The following is a 16,469-nucleotide window of genomic DNA, read 5'->3' on the forward strand; positions in this document are numbered from 1 at the left end:
GGCGACTGCCGACTCTTGATACAGCAGTATTTACCGAGGAGCGATGGCGTAACCGCCCAGCGTAGCTGATCGCAGTGGTCAAGTGCATTACTTAAGACTATGGACTCAACGATTTAAGAAGCTAGCAAACCCGACATCTCCAATACTCGCTGTGACCAAGTAGACGCAACAGATGCAATATCTGTAATTTCCATTGATTTGTCCCAAACATTAATCCAGTTTTGTAATAAGTCTTGGAGTTGATTTAATTCAACATTATTAATTTCATTTTTTTGTTGTATTAAAGACACGTACAACAAACTTTCTGACAACAATATTGGAACTAATTCACGAATTGCACTCTTTTGTGACCAAGAGTTAAGGCGTGCCAAACTAGCTGCCAATTCTCCTAATTGTTGCGCGTGGGGTTGACGTAAAAAACTCGCTTCAATTGCACTCCAGTTAGGCATTACAATCCTCCTAGCAATTGCTTGGTAATTTGGCTAACTTGTTCTCGAATTTGGTTAGACTGTATTATCATGCTACGGTTATTCTGGCTTGGGCGAATGTTGATGATTGACTCAAACACGATTTCTTGAGTGAAAACAGACCAATCCACACCCCAAATATCTCGTTGTCTGCTACCGTCTTTGAGTAACTCTTGTTCACATTCGTAATGGCGAACGCCACCACCTGCAAGAATTTTGCGTTCGATGTCTACTGCTATTTTAATGAATACATCCCAAGTTTTCACCATTTCGTCTATTTCTTCACGACTAGCAGGCTCACGGATTATTAAAATCAATTGAATTTAGTCCCAAGTAGCAATCAACAAGATCATTCCATAGATTAGTTAATCACGCCAAACAATTGAACACTGATGAATAAATTCAGGAAAGTTCGCTTATATCCCCCGAATTTAGCAAAGCGCATTCGGGGCCTTTACGCATCACCCATCGTAAAGCTATTTGCTTCGATAAAGGATAAAAATGATAAAGGCTGACTCATATTAGCAGCAAAGCCCAGAATTCCTGGATCTTGATGAGAGTAAAGTAACTGGCCTTTACTATCAAACAAAAAAGTTCCACCACGCTGAGTTAAGTAGGCAGAATTTGGTACATAAGTGTGCCAATTGCTTAGAACTTCCACCATGTTACGTAGCCGGAGAGTTGCTAATTCAAAAGGACGTTGAAAACCATTTGGGCCAGCTAATCGGAAAAACGAGCCTTTAAAAGCAGGTAGAGGAGTACCTTGAATAATTTCATCATCTTCAATGAGTTGAGGGGCTTGACGATCTCCCCTGTATCCCCGAAAAACTTCTCTTAGCGTTCCCGGACTTCCAAACCCTGCACACATTAACATTAGATTTAGCCAAGCTTGATGAGACACAGAAAGTCCAGGTAGAGTCAGATTCAGACCTGAATAAAGTTTAAGTTGGTGATGTAGTTCTGCATTGGGTTCAACAAATAAATTTTCGGGTGGAAATCCTGTATATTGACAGAATCTTGTTCCAGAGGTGCGTGAGCCAATTCCCACTGCACGAATAGCGAGTTTTTCAGGAGGCAATTTTTTAGCTTTGCGCTGTAACCACCATGCATATTCAAGGCTATCAAAATCCCCAAGTTGTGGCCAGACTAAAATCAGGATATGTGAGGCAGTCTCGCAATTTTCTAGTAGGGGTCGGGTCATGCCATCACTAACACACTGAAGTTCAGTCTGATTAAGGATATTGTAGGGATTCATTAAAAATGATTAACTGCTATTGAGCTATCCAATTTTAATTTACAAGAAGTAAGTTGATCAATATAAATTTGTGTATGAGAGCCAAATGTTAAAAGAACTTCACCTCCAACAAGTTGGTCCTGCTGCCCATTTTGATGTCGCATTTGCCGATAGGCTCAATATATTTACAGGTGATAATGGTTTAGGTAAAAGTTTTTTACTTGATATTGCCTGGTGGGTGATGACTACAAATTGGGCGGAGCAACCAGCGTACCCACAGCGAGTCAGAGGTGAAAATCCGCAAATTACAGCCGTAGTTAGCAATAAAAAAAATATAAGAGAATATCAGAGCCAGTTTGATTTTTCTGAACAGCAATGGCGTAATTTACAAATGCCTCCTTTATTAAAAGAGGTAGTTATTTATGTACGGGTTGATGGTAGTTTTTCGATTTTTGACCCAGCTCGCCAACGTGATATTCCTTTTGACTTTAATCCAAATACACTTTGGAATGGATTAAAGTCAAAAGATAAAGTTATTTGTAATGGTCTAATTCAAGATTGGGTTACATGGCAGAATCAACCCAATAAATATCCATTTGAACTCTTTTCTAATGTTATTAAAAAACTTGCACCTCACCCTTCCGAATGGATAGAAGTGGGAGAAACAACGCGAGTTTCTATTGAAGACGTGCGCGATATTCCTACAGTTAACCTACCTTACGGGAATGTTCCTGTTACTCAAACATCAGCCGGAATGAAGCGTATTCTGGGACTAGCTTATTTACTAGTGTGGACTTGGTACGAACATAAAAAAGCTTCCGAACTGCGACAACAAAAGCCAGTAAATCAGATAGTTTTACTAGTTGATGAAATTGAATCTCATTTACATCCTCGTTGGCAGAGGGTGATTTTACCAGCTATTTTATCTGTGGTGACAGAATTACAACCCAGGATGAAGATACAGGCTTTAGTAACTACTCATTCTCCACTTGTTCTTGCTTCCTTAGAGCCAAATTTTAATGAGCAAAAAGATCAACTATTTTTATTTAAATTACAAGATAGAGAGGTTAGCCTTGACGAAGTACCTTGGTCAAAACAAGGGGACATAGTTGGATGGTTAACCTCAGACATTTTTGGACTCAAACAAGCCCGTTCCAAAGAAGCAGAAATCGCAATTGAAGCAGCAGAGGCTTGGATGCGTGATGATGATATGAATGCGTTTCCAGAAAATCTGAGAATACCAATACAAATTCATCAGGAACTTCAAAGAGTTTTACCAGGACATGACCCATTTTGGCCCCGTTGGATAGTTACAACGGAGAAAAGAAATTTTGGGTTATCAGAGGTATAACACAGATGATGCCATTTAACCCTCCTCCAGAACCGCCTGATTTTGATAAAAAAGTGCGACAACCAGGAAATGCTTGGTTGGCAAAAAACTCAGATCCCAAAAAAGGAACCAGAGATTATTGGTCGCCTTTCAAAAGTGATTTAGCTGATGGATTTAATAATCTGTGTGGCTATAGCGTTATGTATGAACCCGTTGGTACAGTAGATCATTATCGCAGCCGTGAAAATTATCGCAATTTAGCTTATGAATGGAGCAATTTACGCTTTGCTTCTGCTTGGATTAATAGTAGTAAAGGTACACTTGATGACCAGGTACTTGACCCTTTTGATTTGGGAGAAGATTGGTTTGAAATTTTGCTTCCTTCTCTACAATTAGTACTAACAGATAAAGTTCCTCCGCAACAACGTCAAAAGGCAGAATTTACTTTGGAACGGTTGCGGTTAAGGGATGATGAAAGAGTCTTGCGCCAGCGTCAACAATGGTATCAACTTTATTTGGATGGGGATTTGACTCTACAAGGATTAGAAAAAAAAGCTCCTTTGATAGCGCGTGCGATAAAGAAACAGCAGCAGGCTATTTCTCAAGAAGAATAAGCTTTGTAGTTATCAGATTGTGAAGGCAAGTATTTTCATAACACGATACGGCAAGATAAATGGGTAAAAGTTCAATAAACTTGTCACAGACTATTAAGTAGCACATCGCGTTATATATTTCTGTTAGAGCAGTTTCTTACCAAAAGAGGTATTGTTCTATTTTTTTAACTCATATATACAAACGTGCTTGCATTCTCAACAGGCAGTATGTAACTTGGCAAGTGTGCAGTTTAGTAGGAGATGAACTGAAATTTAGTTGTATTTGAGTTGAGCTATACCTGTACTAAAGTGACATCAATTGTAAATTACTTTTTAATTTACAAGCAGTTTGGTAAGGTGCTAGTTTAATTTGCTTTCAATTGATGAAGTCTTTCAGTTGGAATTGAGTTTGATGATATGTGAGAACGTTATTTACACCCAGAAAACACTTGCCGAAAGATACGGGATTTCCATTGCCGCTTTACAGCGGTGGTATCCCTATGCTGGTATAGTCAAACCCCGAAAGCGGGGAGGATATTTTGATGCAACAACAGTCGAGATTGCGGATGTTTTTTACGTTGCTATCAAGATTCGGCGGCTGACTTGTGAAGAATATTTACAGCAGGTAATTCCTGCTGGTGGCTTAGATGCTTATTTGCAAAAAGTTAATGACGTAAGCCTTTATGACTTTTTGACTAAGCATATATCTGATGAAGAAAAAAATAACCCAATTGTGCAAGCAGTAATTAGGAGAATTGAGCGAAATGAAGCATATCAACAAAGTGGCAGAGACTTTGCAGGTGTCGCCTGATGTAGTACGTACCTGCTGTCGGTTGTTGGATTTAGCTTTGCAGTCAAATGATACACTTGATGAAACTGTTGAGCAGCAGCTAGTTCAACTTAAAGAGACAGCCTCCCGTGAAGGTATGTCCCTTGAAGAAGCAGCCCAGCATTTGATTGCAATGCGCGATCGCAAATCAGAAGTAGGCGAACATAAGTTCGACAAGCGCGAGTACATCAAACAGCGATTTGGCGTAGACCCAGAACAAGCTTCACCCGACAGCTTTGTAGGAATACTTTACCGAGATGCAGATAGGGGTATTCAGTTAGGGGAATTACGCCATAAAGTGGTGCTTGAATCTTCGACACTTGCTCTAGAAGAATTTGTTTTTCATGGCAGCAGTTTACTTGGTGAAGGTAATACTTCCGTTCCACCTGGTTACGATGAAGCGCAAGAGCGAATTAACTCGCGCATCGATAACGATTTTTTCGGCAAAGTGAACTGGGGGGAACAGACTCATCCACTGTTAGTCGGTACATCGACACCGCAGCCGAGACAGTTGAAGTCCTCGCAGCCGAAAACCGGGCAATCTCCGAAGAAATAGTAGCTCAAATGCTACCCATCTGCTATCAAATACGGGATGAGAGTTTACTCAACTTGAGAAAGACATCTACTCAGGCAGTTGGTATAAATTTACTTTCGGTAGTAGCTGGGACTGTGATTGGGACGTGGGTAGCAGTCCCCCCAACTCAAGAGAGACAAGAAATTCCGAGTATTCAGCCAATTTTGATTGGTGTGGGTATAGGTGAATTAGTTGGTTTGATTCTGGCACTAGTAATAATTTGGTTTACCAGGGACGAACAAAAAACCTAATCAACTTTTCAAAATTAAGGACATTACTCAATTTAGTCGCATTATTGCCAGGGAGCAGGTATGAGTGCAGCATTTGACTTTTTGGTTAACACAGCAGGCGGTTTGTTGATGAACCTGGGTGTTTCCGGGATGGTAGGACAATTATTGGGAGTGGGGGCAACCCTTGCCTTGCATCCTCTGTTGCTACTAACCGGGATAGTTGTAGGTGGTGCGGGAATTGCGATCGCGCGCGAGTTAAATAAGCGCCCTCAGTTGCAGTTGGTTGTTGATAATACATGAGGGGTAAATTATGTTTACTCCTACACCTGTGCGAAATAAACAGCCAAGTCGCAGAAAGAAAAAGGTAAATGTTACCCTGTGGACGGTTTGTTCAACTGTTAGTGCGCTGTCTGTTATAGGGGCGGTTGCATTGATGGTTGGATGGAAGCAACAGGTTCCAGGTAATCAAATATCGGAGGTACAACAGGTAAAGGCGCAAGTTTCCCAAATTCGGGAAGTGTACTTAGAAAAGCTTTCCCGTACTGACTACAATATAGACCATCTTTCCAGTTACTCCTCAGTCGAGGGTGCGCCTACTCTTACAGGCTGGCGACAGTTGGCGGCGGCATTGTGGGGACAGCAATTGCGGGGTGAAATATCCAGAATGCAGGCTAATGATAAATCTGGGTTTTACCGCCTTCACTATATGCCGGCACTGGAGATAGTTAAATTCAACTCGCTGGATGTTTTACTAGAAGCGGCTTCTGGTAATAATACTTTTTACTGGGGGTACCGCAAAACCGATGGTACGAAAGTTGAGGAGAAGATACCAACTGGTGCGGCTGCTGTTTTAATTTTGGGTAAATTAGAGGCGATTGATTACGCTCAAAACTTGGAATCTCAACCATCAGTTGATCTGAATCAAATGCTAATTCAGATTAAGAATGCTCAAGAACCATATTCTCTTGCACAGGCGCAGCTGTTACGAGCGCGGGGGTATTTAGATCCAGTAGAGCAGATGGCACAGGTGGCAGACATCCGCGAGAGAATACACCAACGGGAGGAGCAAAGGCGGATGTATATCCAACAAATGAAGAAGCAATTACCTCAGCCAGTTCCTAATAAACAGCCTGTTAATAAATCGAGGGGATGATGTCATGTATGTCAAGTTTGCTGCCGCGATAATTTGCATAGCTTTGTGTTCGCTCAATGTTGTAGCGGCAGTCAAACGTACCCCTATTCGTACTACCCTTGAAGGTTCAACTCGCACAACAGTTGAGATGATGCCATCTCCCAATTCAGGAGTGCATTGGATGAGTGCAGTTATATTTCTGGCTGGGTTTACTTGTTTTTTGGGCTGGGGAATTTCTGACTATAACAATGCAATTGAAGAAAGAGATGAAGTGTCTGATAACTTGGCTAATCCTGGCAATCGACAACTTCATGTTGGTGTTTCTGATACTGATATTCAGCCTTCTTTAATGCCCCCAGTATCACCTACTCCTGGGATGAGGTTAAATAGCGAATTCTCTGCCAAGAATGTAGTTCAATTTTCTCCTCGTTCTAGTGTTTCTGGCTTAGGGCGAGTACATAGTAGCCAATTTGTTGAAGATGGAGTGCAAAACCAACTTGGAATGTTATCTCCAGAAGAGTTTTACACCCAACTTCAGGATGAAGATTTCTGGGAAGATACTAACTCCCAGGTAAATGATAAACCTGCCAGCTAGTTACTTAATTTGAGGTCATATTATGAGTAGAAATCAGCGCCGCAACTTTGATGTTGATTATTCTGAAGGTGGATCAATTGTGCCTGCAAACCGCTTGCAAAATATGTTGCAGCAGGTACAGCAGGGAGGAATAGTAAATCAGCAACCTAACGTTTCTCCCATGACTACTTATGAGACTCAGCCAGTAGAAGTTAGGTATATCAATGCACCTACTTCCTATAAGCCGAGGGTTCCTCAGATAGAAATTCCCTACATTGAGACTTGGAAAGCACACCGCCTGCATCCGCAAAACCCCTGGAGATTTGGCTGGTATCCAGTATATTTTTTATCTGATGTAATTAAATCTCCTGTGGGTGTAGCTGGTGTGGGAGTCTGGTTGTTAATAATGCTGTTGAATTTTTTCCTAAATGGCAGTTATACCGGGCCGGGGTATGCGTCTGGGAAGAAGATTGAAGTTGTACCCAAGGAAGTTCCCTCTTTTGCCCTGCCTGTGGTTAAGCAATTGGAATAATGACGGTAAAGGCAATTTTTTGGTTCGTACTGCTGGTATGGATTGCAGATATTTTACAACCGGGATATTTGCAGTTTTATAACTGGCGTAATGCTGTGGCATTGGTACAAAAGCTTCAGTTTTCATCGTCGCCTGTTGTACCCACTGCTGCACCTGGCGTGAATATATCTTCTACTCCTGTTCCTACACGTTACTCCCCGCAAGTAAGGGAACCTGCAACATCTGGGGATGGGCTAAATTCTCCTGATTGCCGTGTAGCTAGGAATGACTTTGAGGAAGTATTGAGTACTGCAAAGATTGGTTGTTGGCAGGTTTCTCCTGCTAATGAGAGAAGGCGTTGAGGCAATGCGAATAATCTTTGAAACTGATGGTGGCAAAGAGGTTAGTAATTCGGCTGTAACTTGTTTGGATAAGACAGTCGATACTAGTTCGAGTGCAAATTGGAGATATGCGATCGCAACCTCAATTGTAATTGCAGCTATGGTCATCCCCCAGGTTTCTGGCTGGATTGAATCTCAACTGTTAGTTAAATCTCTCCAAGGTCTAATATTACCTAGAACTGTTGTTAGCAATAAGGTTTTAAATAACGGTCAAATTGCCTTTCCTACTGCGGCTGGTACTCCTGTAACTAGTGAGTTTGGTTGGCGGACACACCCCATTACAGGCGATCGCAAGTTTCACGCGGGGATTGATTTTGGTGCAGCGAAGGGTACGCCAATTTATGCGATTGATGCTGGTCGAGTAGTTTTTGCAGGCGACAAGGGTGGTTATGGCAAAGCAGTTATTATTCAGCATCAGGGAAGTTTATCTACTCTGTACGGTCATGCCAGTCAGCTGTATGTACAGCAAGGACAACAAGTTGTGCGTGGGCAGATGATTGCAGCAGTAGGTAGTACGGGCTTTTCCACGGGGCCGCATTTGCATTTTGAAGTTCACGTTAATGGTGTAACACAGAACCCCCGTCCTTATTTACACGAATATTTAGCTAATCGTTGAAGTTATGAGTCGTGATACCTAAAACCCCAAATAAATCCGGTGCATATAAGCGTATAGCAAAATAAATTTGGCTTTCTTAAATCAGTCGAGATAAATCAGGTTGAGCCATGATAATCTATGAGTTTAAAGTCAAAGGAAAAGAAAAGCAGTATCGTGCTATTGACGAAGCCATTCGCACCAGTCAATTCATCCAAAACAAATGTTTACGTTACTGGATGGATAATAAAAATGTAGGCAAGTATGACCTCAGCAAATACTGTGCGATACTAGCTGCTGAATTTCCCTTTGCTGCTCAACTAAATTCAATGGCTCGGCAGTCGGCGGCAGAACGTTCTTGGAGCGCAATTAGCCGATTTTACGATAACTGCAAGAAAAAGATTAATGGTAAAAAGGGTTTCCCAAAGTTTAAGAAAAATTGCCGATCAGTGGAGTACAAAACCTCTGGGTGGAAGCTTTCTAAAACTCGTAAAGCCATTAGTTTTTCAGATAAGAAAGGCATAGGAACACTCAATTTGAAGGGAACTTATGATCTTAATTACTACGACATTAAACAAATTAAGCGTGTCCGTTTAGTACGTCGCGCTGACGGTTACTACGCTCAGTTCGTACTTGATGTTGATGTTAAGGTTAAAACGCAGCCAACAAATCAAGTAGTTGGTATCGACTTAGGATTAAAGTATTTCATTGCTGATAGTAGAGGTAATGTAGAACCCTCGCCCCAGTTTTACCGCAAGTCGGAAAAGCAGTTGAATCGAGCTAATCGCAAAAAATCTAAGAAATTCAATCAAGCTAAAAATAAAGCCAAGCTTCGTCAGTCTAATAATTACTACAAAGCTAGAAATAGGTATGCGCGTAAGCATTTAAGAGTAAGTAGGCAGCGAAAAGAGTATTGCAAGAGATTGGCGTACTCCGTCATCCAATCTAATGATTTGGTAGCCTATGAAGATTTAAATGTGAAAGGCATGGTCAAGAACCAACATCTAGCTAAATCAATCAGTGATGCTGGTTGGTCAACTTTCCGCAGTTGGGTAGAGTATTTTGGTCATAAATATGGGAAGGTAACGGTTGCTGTCTCTCCTCACAACACAAGCCAAAATTGCTCTAACTGCGGCAAGAAAGTGAATAAATCTCTATCTACTAGAACCCATATTTGCACACATTGCGGATATGTAGAAGACAGAGATGTCAATGCCAGTATAAATATCCTGAACCTAGGATTAAGTACCGTGGGGCACACGGGAAATTACGCTTGGGGAGATTTGCCCTCTTGGGGAATTGGTGTAAACCAATTGTCTAACGGCGAGTCACTGAACCAAGAATCCCTTTCTCTTTAGAGCAGGGAGTGTCAAGGAGTAGCTTCACTGCCATGTCAGTTGCCATCATGTTATATGCATAGTTCTGGTAAGGCAATTGATAGTTGGCAATTTGGGTTTATTGTTGGTAGTTTAGTTGAGTTAATGCAGAATACTCGCCGTCAATTTATATTACGTTTTCAACCCATTCATCTGTCAACTGCTTCCTTAATTACTTTGGGCATTTATTTTTCAATTTCTCAAAGTACTGGTGTTTCTTCAGCATCATTAAATACTTTAAGAGGAAGAGTTAGTACAGGTTTTTACTCACCACATCCTTATTCACCACGGTTGAGTGCTTTTTTAGCAACAATTCGTTGGGCAGAAACAGGAACCAGTGAGCCAGAAAGTTATCGCAAGTTAGTATTTAACGGAACTTTTAATAATTTTTCTACACACCCGTTAAAGAAACAGTGCGCTCCTATTAATGGCAAAAATGTTTGTTCAACTGCGGCTGGTGCTTATCAAATGTTGGATAAAAGTTGGTATGACCTTCAGCCAAAGTTAAACTTAAAGAATTTTAGCCCAGCTTCTCAGGACAAGATGGCAATTGAATATATTCGTCGTAATAATGCTTTAAGCGACATTGAAGCAGGAAGGTTTGATACTGCTGTATGTAAAGTAGGTAGGGTATGGGCCAGTCTTATTTGCAACTCGTACAATCAAAACCCACGAACTTTAAAAGAGTTACGTAATTATTATCAAAAAATGTTGGTAGTTTATGGAGGTCAAAAATAGGGTAAAGGTTTGTGCCATTTACGTTTTAACTTAGGTACATTAACTTGGGATAGTATTTTCCATAATTCTATTCCTCGTTTCCCTGCTACATGATATCGATAAGCTTTTGAATTCATGCTTTGTTTGGGTTTAGCACATTTGTAGTGATTATTAGGAACCCAAATATCAAACCAGTATTTTACCCAATTCAGTACTTCTATTGTTCCTGTGAGGTCTATTTCTATGCTATTAACTTTTCCTTTGACTTTGAATAAATTTACTCCCCCATCCCCATCTATTAATCCGATAATGAATGCTTTTATCAATTGCTCATTATCTAAATCAGGAGGTTTAAGAGTCAAAGATTTATTTGGTGTAATATTAAATCTGCCAATTAAATCATCACATATTTGTTTACTATTTATTCTCAATCTAAAGGCTTTACCATTAGTGTAGGTTTTTCCAAATGGATATTGATGTTTTTGATTAGAGTTATGCATTTCGGCTATTTGACGATTACATTCAAGTAAATCCTTTAATGTTTTTAAATGCTCTAAATCTTGTTCGTGTAGTCCTACCTCTAAAATATAACCATGACTTGAATAATTTATGCATCCATCAGCTGCTAAAAATCCTGCCCAATAGCAATTTTCTAAACTTGGAGTGCTAAAATAATTATGATTAACTGTATATGACTCAAGTTTTCTTAATTTCATTGCTTGAGCTTTGGCTCTTACCCCTGCTTCGTCTCTACCTAATTTTTTTCCTATGACCTCATAAGTTTCAGTTAAATAGTTATCTTTGAGGTATTGTATTTCATCTTTTGTCCATCTATGGCGTTGTTTTAGGTTAAGTCTTTGTGCTTTAGCGTGAATTGCGGGAAGAGTTCTATGAGGCATGAACTGAGATTGTATCAACTTTGGTGATAGCTCAGAGTAAAGTTGGTGTAATATTTCTTCTTCCTCGACAGTCCATTGTGGTTCAAGTGTTAATCCTAGTAACCTCAGTTTTCCTTTTACTGATTGTCTACTTCTATATGGGAAATATTCCTGATGTATTTTATCAATATTTGAGCATTTTGTAACTAATTTGGCAAGAAGTTGTTCTTCTTCTGCATTCCATATATTCCAATTTTTCATAGTCAATTTTTTTAGTCATTAACTCAATTTTATCATTCTAATAATTGAAAAAAACAATGTTAGAACTGTATACTGATAACAACAATACTGAATTTCAAAAACAACAGCTTTTGACTGCAATTGTGCAGGCAAAACAAGATGGTTTGGGCAATGAAGAGATTATAGATAATGTACGGGAGACTTTACCTTCCCCAATGGTCTCTTATGCTGAAACTATTCTACAACAGATTGATTTTAGAGCAAAATTATCACGTCCTGTTATAGAATTTAATTTAGAATTTTTATTTCAGTTAATATACGAATCAGTAATTGCAGGTACAAATGATGAAGAAATATTATCAATATGTGCAGAACACTGTACTTTAAACCAGTACGAGTTTGCACGTTATACACTTGAATATATTCATCTCAATCGGATGCCATCACAGTGGGAGCAAAATAACGTAGATCATAAGATGATTGAGATAGTTAACATATCACTAATTGAATCTTTATTTGAATACATTGAATCAATCAAAAATATTCATCTTAAGCAGATTGGATATGAAGTAGTTCAGGAAAATCTTTATAATTTATTTTTGAGCAATAAAGAAACTAGTTATTTTACTGATTTAGCTAGTAAATCTAGAGATAAATGCATTAAAAACTATTGTTACCGAACGGCAGTGCTTGTTGCGCGTGCCACAGGTAAGCCATTAGATTTAAAACTTACAGGTGATGGCTCAATTATTTTAAAAGAGCCTAAATATTTAGATAGAAATACTGGTGCAAATGAGATTGGTACTTCACAAAATTTAACTATGTTACAGGCAGGGAAGTTATTAGTTGATACGTTAGAGGATTTTAATATTAATGCTAAGTATGTTGATGCCAAAAATGGCCCTACTTTTAACCGTATTAGGGTAAAACTGGGACGGGGTGTTAGTTACAAGAAAGTAGAAGACATTGGTAATGACTTAGTACAGCAGCTTGGTGAAGAGTTAGGCTTGAAATTTGCACCAATGGTGAGTGTAGTGCCTGGAGGAGTTGTATTTGACATACCCCGATTAGATAGACAATTTGCTTATTTCCGCGATTATTTTACTTTTGACAGTGAACTTGACATTCATTCTGTATCTATTCCCGGTGGTGTTGATGTAGATGGCACCTATGTCGAAATTCCACTTTATAGCGACAACGTAACCCATATCTTGGGTGGTGGGCGGACGCGGGGTGGGAAGTCGCAATTTGAGAAAGCAGCAATCTTATATTTAGTGCGGCAGTATCCACCTTCTGTTGTTCGATTAGCGCTTTCGGATGTTAAGCGCGTGACCTTTGGTAAATTTGATGGGCTACCCCATCTTGTTGCCCCAGTTGCGCGTAATGCAGAGTCTACCGCTAACTTGCTTGATTACTTGGTAGAAGAAATGGAATTGCGTTACCAGGAATTTGAGCGCCACAGCAGTATTGAAACGATCGCACAGTACAACTTGCGGTTTGCACCTAATTTTGTCATGCCGCGAGTGATTTGTCTAATTGACGAGTGTTTTGATCTACTTTCCGATGATAATTACTGCGATCGCATTGAGACTGCGTTGATGAAGTTGCTTGCAAAAGCGGGTGGTGCAGGAATTCACGTACTACTGTACACGCAACGGCCTGATAAAAACGTGATTGATCCGTTGATTCGGTCAAACTTTCCGGCAAAGACAGCCTTTGTTACGACTCGCCCTGAAGACAGTTGTATTATCCTTGGGGACGATAAAGACAAGCGTGCGGTTTATTTACTGGGATACGGAGATTTTTTGTACAAGACGACTGAAGTTTTACGACTCCAAGCTTTATATGTTGCTGACGATGAAGACCCTGAATACTTCCAGCAATTACTCTTGGAAGCAAAAAACCAGAACGATCCTTATACAGCATGGAAATCTGGGTTAGATTTTGATGAATTTGTCGCTAGTCTGTATGGCAAGAGTAGTAATAATAATAATGGTAAATATAAAGCCACTACTGCTACTAAAACTAAGCAGTCTAAGACTGATTTTGAGGGTAGTTTTAGTTTTAAGGTGCAGCTTGACGAAGAAGCAAGAAACTCAATTATGAATTTGTATCAAAAGGGTTATCAACTTGATGAAATTGTCAAAGCAGTATTCAATTTATCCCGTCAAGATGGTAGGTCGTACAAGAAATTTAGAAACGTTGTCGAAGAATTTTTAAATAACTTTAAAGGTGGCGGTGAAGATGATATTTGAACTAACCATGCCTTTACCTCCTTGTATGAACGAAATTATTAACCAGGCACGGTCAAGTTGGCAAGCTAGTGCTGAACTTAAGAAGTACTGGACAAACTTAATTGGTGAATTTGTTAGAGAATGTGAATTTTGTTTGGATAGTACAGTGTGGATTGAGTTCCATTGGTATCTCAAAAATTTTGCACGAGATAGTGATAATGTAGCTGCTGCCGCTAAATTTATTATGGATGGGCTAGTTACAGGGCGAGCAATTCGTAACGATAACCTGACAGTTATCCAATCACCCGTTGTTCATTACTATCATCGCAGTAGTGGTGATGATGGTGTGCTGTTAAGACTTTCACAATCACCTGATTTTTTATTAGAGAACTTTATTGTATCTAACCAATTCTCCAGACACAGTTTAGAAAAATACAATCAAAAAATCACACATTTAATTTCAAAGCAATTGTAGTTTATCTAAAGGATAATAGTGATGTTACGTTATAAAGACTACCGTCAGTTAATCGATCAGGTAAATGCAGGCAAGAATATTAACCTATGGGGCAAGCCAAATATTGGTAAGACTCTTACTGTTAAAAACTGTTTACTCAAGGATATTAACTTAGAGTCTGTTTACCTCAATCTTGAATATCCTTTTAGTGGGGATCATCTATTCAACGTTATTCCTATGAGCTTCAGTTTTTACTACCAGCAAGATTGGCAAAATATCATAAGCAAATTATCTGATGGTTATAATAGGCTGCTGGTGATAGATAATTTTGATAGATTACACTTTGTTAGCGATACTTTTAGCAACGACTTATTTCGATTACAACAGTTAGCTCAACTAGAAAATTTTTCTTTACTATTAATATCTCGGATGCCCTTAGAATATTTTCACTTTCCAGGTTTTGCTAACTATTTTGAAAAATTGGAATTGAACGAAACTAATACTTGGACTTTTGGACAGTAGATATATGGCTTTTAGATATCGTTTTTTGGTGATATCCGCTCCGGGTGGAATGTTGGTTTAAGCAATAAAGCAAGTTCGACTCTTGCTATCACTATTGAGGATGAAACTATTGCCGATACTGAAAATTAACCAGGACAAATCTATTAAATAGTTTTGGAATTGTTAATAGAGTAAGGAGTAGGTTAGTGGTGTAGTTCTCAGCAAATCCCAATTCGTGCCGGGGCAAGAGTAATTAAAAACCTTGTAACCTGCATTTTGGAGGGATGAATTATGTTGAAGAAGTTTGCATTTAATTGCTTGAGGAACTTTAATGTTGCTTTTGGAATGGTGTCTTTGACTGCTATTGGTTTGGGCGCTATAGCAACTTTTTCTGGTTTGGGTTTATTGTACTTAGCTAGGGGCGGATTCCCAATTGTTGAGAAAGAACGCTCCGAACAAATTGCCTCTACCGGCATTGGTGCTATTGTATTGGGCTTTACCGGAATTATTTTTGCTTCCTTGGGCGGTGCTTTCTTAAGTATTGTTGAAGAATCGGAGGAAACTAATTATAGCATAGAACCTGCAAAAATAGCTGACATAAAACCGCTTGTATTTACAAAACCTGAGAGCTTTGAAAAATCTAATGATGTGCCTTTTATTTACACTTATACGGTGATGAATTTTGAGGGACATTCTGATTTTAAGGGCTTGGTTGTTTGCAGATTTGAGGAAGAACCGTATCGAAAATTTGTACTTTACGAGGAATTACGTTCTCACCACATTGACGACTTGGCAGTAATCTGTGATGAAATTGATCCAGACAGATTAATTGGACAAACCTTTTCCTCATATAAGCCTTTACCTTGTGAAGCTTTAGAGGAACATTTAGATATACACCGACGCTATGTTAATGCAGTTAATAGCGAAGAATTTACTTCTTGCTATTTGCAAGTGTGTGCTGGGTGTAAGTTACTGCATGGTGCCAATAATATTGTTTGTGGCATTCATTCATACGGATGGTTTGAAGATGGTTGCTGTCCAGATAAGCAATGGGATGAACGTAAGGCGTTGTTTCCATTTGAGGATGATGCTGTTGTCGAAAGCTTAAATAGAGAAATATCGTCCAATCAGGCGAATATTTGCAAGTTTTACGGCGACCTTATTTTGTGGGATGAATATGCTAATCGTAGGTTTTCTTTTTCTTATTCCGGTATCTTACTGAAACATTCTGATAGACTGCTTGAGCTTGGTACGGAAGCGAGACTTCTTTCCTACATTCAGTATTTCCGCACTCGAAATGTAGTGGTCTTTGACTACGTAGCATCAGGGCGAGTTTCGGAGTTTACGAAGGAACTTAAGGGCATAGCCAAAATCGAGGTTGATGGTGATGAGATATCTATCTTTTTTGATATATATGCGCCTTGTCACCGCTTTCGCCGTGATGGTGTAGCGCTGCATCCTTACTCAACTTTTGTTCCCCAAAAACTCAACTATAACTACAACTTGGTTAGTTACGTCAACTACCTTAAGAGTAAAAAATTTGGAGTGCTGGGATGAATAAGGAAGTTTCTAAAAGCTGCGGGTGCAAGTCGGAAAAATCGC

General features: G+C 39.4%; 21 protein-coding genes. 17 read left to right on the forward strand and 4 right to left on the reverse strand.

All coding sequences use genetic code 11. The features are described 5' to 3' along the window. Window positions 1–113: 113 nt before the first annotated feature. The 3 genes from CDG76_RS27355 to CDG76_RS27365 form a co-directional block, all read right to left on the reverse strand. Entirely contained in the window at window positions 114–449 is a 336-nt protein-coding gene (locus CDG76_RS27355; protein WP_094352015.1) for a hypothetical protein, read from the reverse strand. After that, the gene (locus CDG76_RS27360; protein WP_015328451.1) at window positions 449–784 is read right to left on the reverse strand and encodes a DUF5674 family protein; all 336 of its coding nucleotides are present in this window, start codon (window positions 782–784) and stop codon (window positions 449–451) included. The genes CDG76_RS27355 and CDG76_RS27360 overlap by 1 nt, the downstream gene beginning before the upstream one ends. A gap of 137 nt (window positions 785–921) precedes the next feature. Next, on the reverse strand, window positions 922–1,722 hold the full coding sequence (locus tag CDG76_RS27365) for a peroxiredoxin-like family protein (protein WP_094352016.1): 801 nt from the start codon (window positions 1,720–1,722) through the stop codon (window positions 922–924). An 85-nt stretch (window positions 1,723–1,807) separates the two neighbouring features. On the opposite strand from CDG76_RS27365, the gene CDG76_RS27370 reads away from it, so the two are divergent. From CDG76_RS27370 to CDG76_RS27430, 13 genes are all read left to right on the forward strand, one after another. Continuing rightward, the gene (locus CDG76_RS27370; protein ID WP_094352017.1) at window positions 1,808–3,052 is read left to right on the forward strand and encodes an AAA family ATPase; all 1,245 of its coding nucleotides are present in this window, start codon (window positions 1,808–1,810) and stop codon (window positions 3,050–3,052) included. Between the two features lie 5 nt (window positions 3,053–3,057). Next, window positions 3,058–3,645: a hypothetical protein gene (locus CDG76_RS27375; protein ID WP_094352018.1), complete on the forward strand. Its 588-nt coding sequence runs from the start codon at window positions 3,058–3,060 to the stop codon at window positions 3,643–3,645. Window positions 3,646–4,036: 391 nt separating this feature from the next. Continuing rightward, window positions 4,037–4,435 (forward strand): hypothetical protein, encoded by a 399-nt coding sequence (locus CDG76_RS27380; protein ID WP_029631351.1) that lies wholly within the window; start codon window positions 4,037–4,039, stop codon window positions 4,433–4,435. Window positions 4,436–4,457: 22 nt separating this feature from the next. Further along, window positions 4,458–5,009 (forward strand): hypothetical protein, encoded by a 552-nt coding sequence (locus tag CDG76_RS27385; protein WP_094352019.1) that lies wholly within the window; start codon window positions 4,458–4,460, stop codon window positions 5,007–5,009. An 8-nt stretch (window positions 5,010–5,017) separates the two neighbouring features. Next, window positions 5,018–5,278, forward strand: coding sequence for a hypothetical protein (locus CDG76_RS27390; RefSeq protein ID WP_039744742.1), 261 nt, complete (start codon window positions 5,018–5,020; stop codon window positions 5,276–5,278). A gap of 60 nt (window positions 5,279–5,338) precedes the next feature. After that, window positions 5,339–5,557, forward strand: a complete 219-nt coding sequence (locus CDG76_RS27395) for a hypothetical protein (protein WP_011316696.1) — start codon at window positions 5,339–5,341, stop codon at window positions 5,555–5,557. A gap of 10 nt (window positions 5,558–5,567) precedes the next feature. Then, a complete protein-coding gene (locus CDG76_RS27400; RefSeq protein WP_094352020.1) occupies window positions 5,568–6,410 on the forward strand; it encodes a phage terminase large subunit family protein in 843 nt (280 codons plus the stop codon). A gap of 4 nt (window positions 6,411–6,414) precedes the next feature. Beyond that, the gene (locus tag CDG76_RS27405; RefSeq protein WP_094352021.1) at window positions 6,415–6,984 is read left to right on the forward strand and encodes a hypothetical protein; all 570 of its coding nucleotides are present in this window, start codon (window positions 6,415–6,417) and stop codon (window positions 6,982–6,984) included. Between the two features lie 22 nt (window positions 6,985–7,006). Beyond that, window positions 7,007–7,495, forward strand: a complete 489-nt coding sequence (locus CDG76_RS27410) for a hypothetical protein (RefSeq protein WP_094352022.1) — start codon at window positions 7,007–7,009, stop codon at window positions 7,493–7,495. Next, window positions 7,495–7,836 (forward strand): hypothetical protein, encoded by a 342-nt coding sequence (locus CDG76_RS27415; RefSeq protein ID WP_094352023.1) that lies wholly within the window; start codon window positions 7,495–7,497, stop codon window positions 7,834–7,836. Before CDG76_RS27410 ends, CDG76_RS27415 begins: the two co-directional genes overlap by 1 nt. A gap of 4 nt (window positions 7,837–7,840) precedes the next feature. Continuing rightward, a complete protein-coding gene (locus tag CDG76_RS27420) occupies window positions 7,841–8,491 on the forward strand; it encodes a M23 family metallopeptidase (RefSeq protein WP_094352104.1) in 651 nt (216 codons plus the stop codon). 107 nt (window positions 8,492–8,598) lie between these two features. Further along, window positions 8,599–9,825: an RNA-guided endonuclease InsQ/TnpB family protein gene (locus tag CDG76_RS27425; protein WP_094352024.1), complete on the forward strand. Its 1,227-nt coding sequence runs from the start codon at window positions 8,599–8,601 to the stop codon at window positions 9,823–9,825. 54 nt (window positions 9,826–9,879) lie between these two features. Continuing rightward, window positions 9,880–10,581, forward strand: a complete 702-nt coding sequence (locus CDG76_RS27430; RefSeq protein ID WP_223265415.1) for a glycoside hydrolase family 24 protein — start codon at window positions 9,880–9,882, stop codon at window positions 10,579–10,581. Here CDG76_RS27430 and CDG76_RS27435 read toward each other — a convergent pair. Next, on the reverse strand, window positions 10,572–11,699 hold the full coding sequence (locus tag CDG76_RS27435) for a hypothetical protein (protein ID WP_094352025.1): 1,128 nt from the start codon (window positions 11,697–11,699) through the stop codon (window positions 10,572–10,574). The genes CDG76_RS27430 and CDG76_RS27435 overlap by 10 nt on opposite strands. Before the next feature lie 56 nt (window positions 11,700–11,755). Here CDG76_RS27435 and CDG76_RS27440 point away from each other — a divergent pair, with 56 nt between their 5' ends. The 4 genes from CDG76_RS27440 (at window position 11,756) to CDG76_RS27455 (ending at window position 16,424) form a co-directional block, all read left to right on the forward strand. Next, complete coding sequence (locus CDG76_RS27440; protein ID WP_094352026.1) at window positions 11,756–13,933, forward strand: DNA translocase FtsK; 2,178 nt, start codon at window positions 11,756–11,758, stop codon at window positions 13,931–13,933. Further along, window positions 13,923–14,387 carry a hypothetical protein gene (locus tag CDG76_RS27445; RefSeq protein ID WP_094352027.1) on the forward strand — a complete coding sequence of 155 codons (465 nt, stop codon included), beginning with the start codon at window positions 13,923–13,925 and terminating at the stop codon, window positions 14,385–14,387. Before CDG76_RS27440 ends, CDG76_RS27445 begins: the two co-directional genes overlap by 11 nt. A gap of 21 nt (window positions 14,388–14,408) precedes the next feature. Next, window positions 14,409–14,888: a hypothetical protein gene (locus CDG76_RS27450; protein ID WP_094352028.1), complete on the forward strand. Its 480-nt coding sequence runs from the start codon at window positions 14,409–14,411 to the stop codon at window positions 14,886–14,888. A gap of 270 nt (window positions 14,889–15,158) precedes the next feature. Next, window positions 15,159–16,424: a hypothetical protein gene (locus CDG76_RS27455; RefSeq protein ID WP_094352029.1), complete on the forward strand. Its 1,266-nt coding sequence runs from the start codon at window positions 15,159–15,161 to the stop codon at window positions 16,422–16,424. Window positions 16,425–16,469: the final 45 nt, after the last annotated feature.

It is taken from the genome of Nostoc sp. 'Peltigera membranacea cyanobiont' 210A (assembly GCF_002246015.1).
Classification (GTDB): Bacteria; Cyanobacteriota; Cyanobacteriia; order Cyanobacteriales; family Nostocaceae; genus Nostoc.

Bases quoted from the DNA above. Each gene is read 5' to 3' on its own strand.
- CDG76_RS27355 (WP_094352015.1), bottom strand. From the start codon at position 449: ATGCCTAACTGGAGTGCAATTGAAGCGAGTTTTTTACGTCAACCCCAC.
- CDG76_RS27365 (WP_094352016.1), bottom strand. From the start codon at position 1,722: ATGAATCCCTACAATATCCTTAATCAGACTGAACTTCAGTGTGTTAGT.
- CDG76_RS27370 (WP_094352017.1), top strand. From the start codon at position 1,808: ATGTTAAAAGAACTTCACCTCCAACAAGTTGGTCCTGCTGCCCATTTT.
- CDG76_RS27375 (WP_094352018.1), top strand. From the start codon at position 3,058: ATGATGCCATTTAACCCTCCTCCAGAACCGCCTGATTTTGATAAAAAA.
- CDG76_RS27380 (WP_029631351.1), top strand. From the start codon at position 4,037: ATGATATGTGAGAACGTTATTTACACCCAGAAAACACTTGCCGAAAGA.
- CDG76_RS27390 (WP_039744742.1), top strand. From the start codon at position 5,018: ATGCTACCCATCTGCTATCAAATACGGGATGAGAGTTTACTCAACTTG.
- CDG76_RS27395 (WP_011316696.1), top strand. From the start codon at position 5,339: ATGAGTGCAGCATTTGACTTTTTGGTTAACACAGCAGGCGGTTTGTTG.
- CDG76_RS27400 (WP_094352020.1), top strand. From the start codon at position 5,568: ATGTTTACTCCTACACCTGTGCGAAATAAACAGCCAAGTCGCAGAAAG.
- CDG76_RS27405 (WP_094352021.1), top strand. From the start codon at position 6,415: ATGTATGTCAAGTTTGCTGCCGCGATAATTTGCATAGCTTTGTGTTCG.
- CDG76_RS27410 (WP_094352022.1), top strand. From the start codon at position 7,007: ATGAGTAGAAATCAGCGCCGCAACTTTGATGTTGATTATTCTGAAGGT.
- CDG76_RS27415 (WP_094352023.1), top strand. From the start codon at position 7,495: ATGACGGTAAAGGCAATTTTTTGGTTCGTACTGCTGGTATGGATTGCA.
- CDG76_RS27420 (WP_094352104.1), top strand. From the start codon at position 7,841: ATGCGAATAATCTTTGAAACTGATGGTGGCAAAGAGGTTAGTAATTCG.
- CDG76_RS27425 (WP_094352024.1), top strand. From the start codon at position 8,599: ATGATAATCTATGAGTTTAAAGTCAAAGGAAAAGAAAAGCAGTATCGT.
- CDG76_RS27430 (WP_223265415.1), top strand. From the start codon at position 9,880: ATGCATAGTTCTGGTAAGGCAATTGATAGTTGGCAATTTGGGTTTATT.
- CDG76_RS27435 (WP_094352025.1), bottom strand. From the start codon at position 11,699: ATGAAAAATTGGAATATATGGAATGCAGAAGAAGAACAACTTCTTGCC.
- CDG76_RS27440 (WP_094352026.1), top strand. From the start codon at position 11,756: ATGTTAGAACTGTATACTGATAACAACAATACTGAATTTCAAAAACAA.
- CDG76_RS27445 (WP_094352027.1), top strand. From the start codon at position 13,923: ATGATATTTGAACTAACCATGCCTTTACCTCCTTGTATGAACGAAATT.
- CDG76_RS27450 (WP_094352028.1), top strand. From the start codon at position 14,409: ATGTTACGTTATAAAGACTACCGTCAGTTAATCGATCAGGTAAATGCA.
- CDG76_RS27455 (WP_094352029.1), top strand. From the start codon at position 15,159: ATGTTGAAGAAGTTTGCATTTAATTGCTTGAGGAACTTTAATGTTGCT.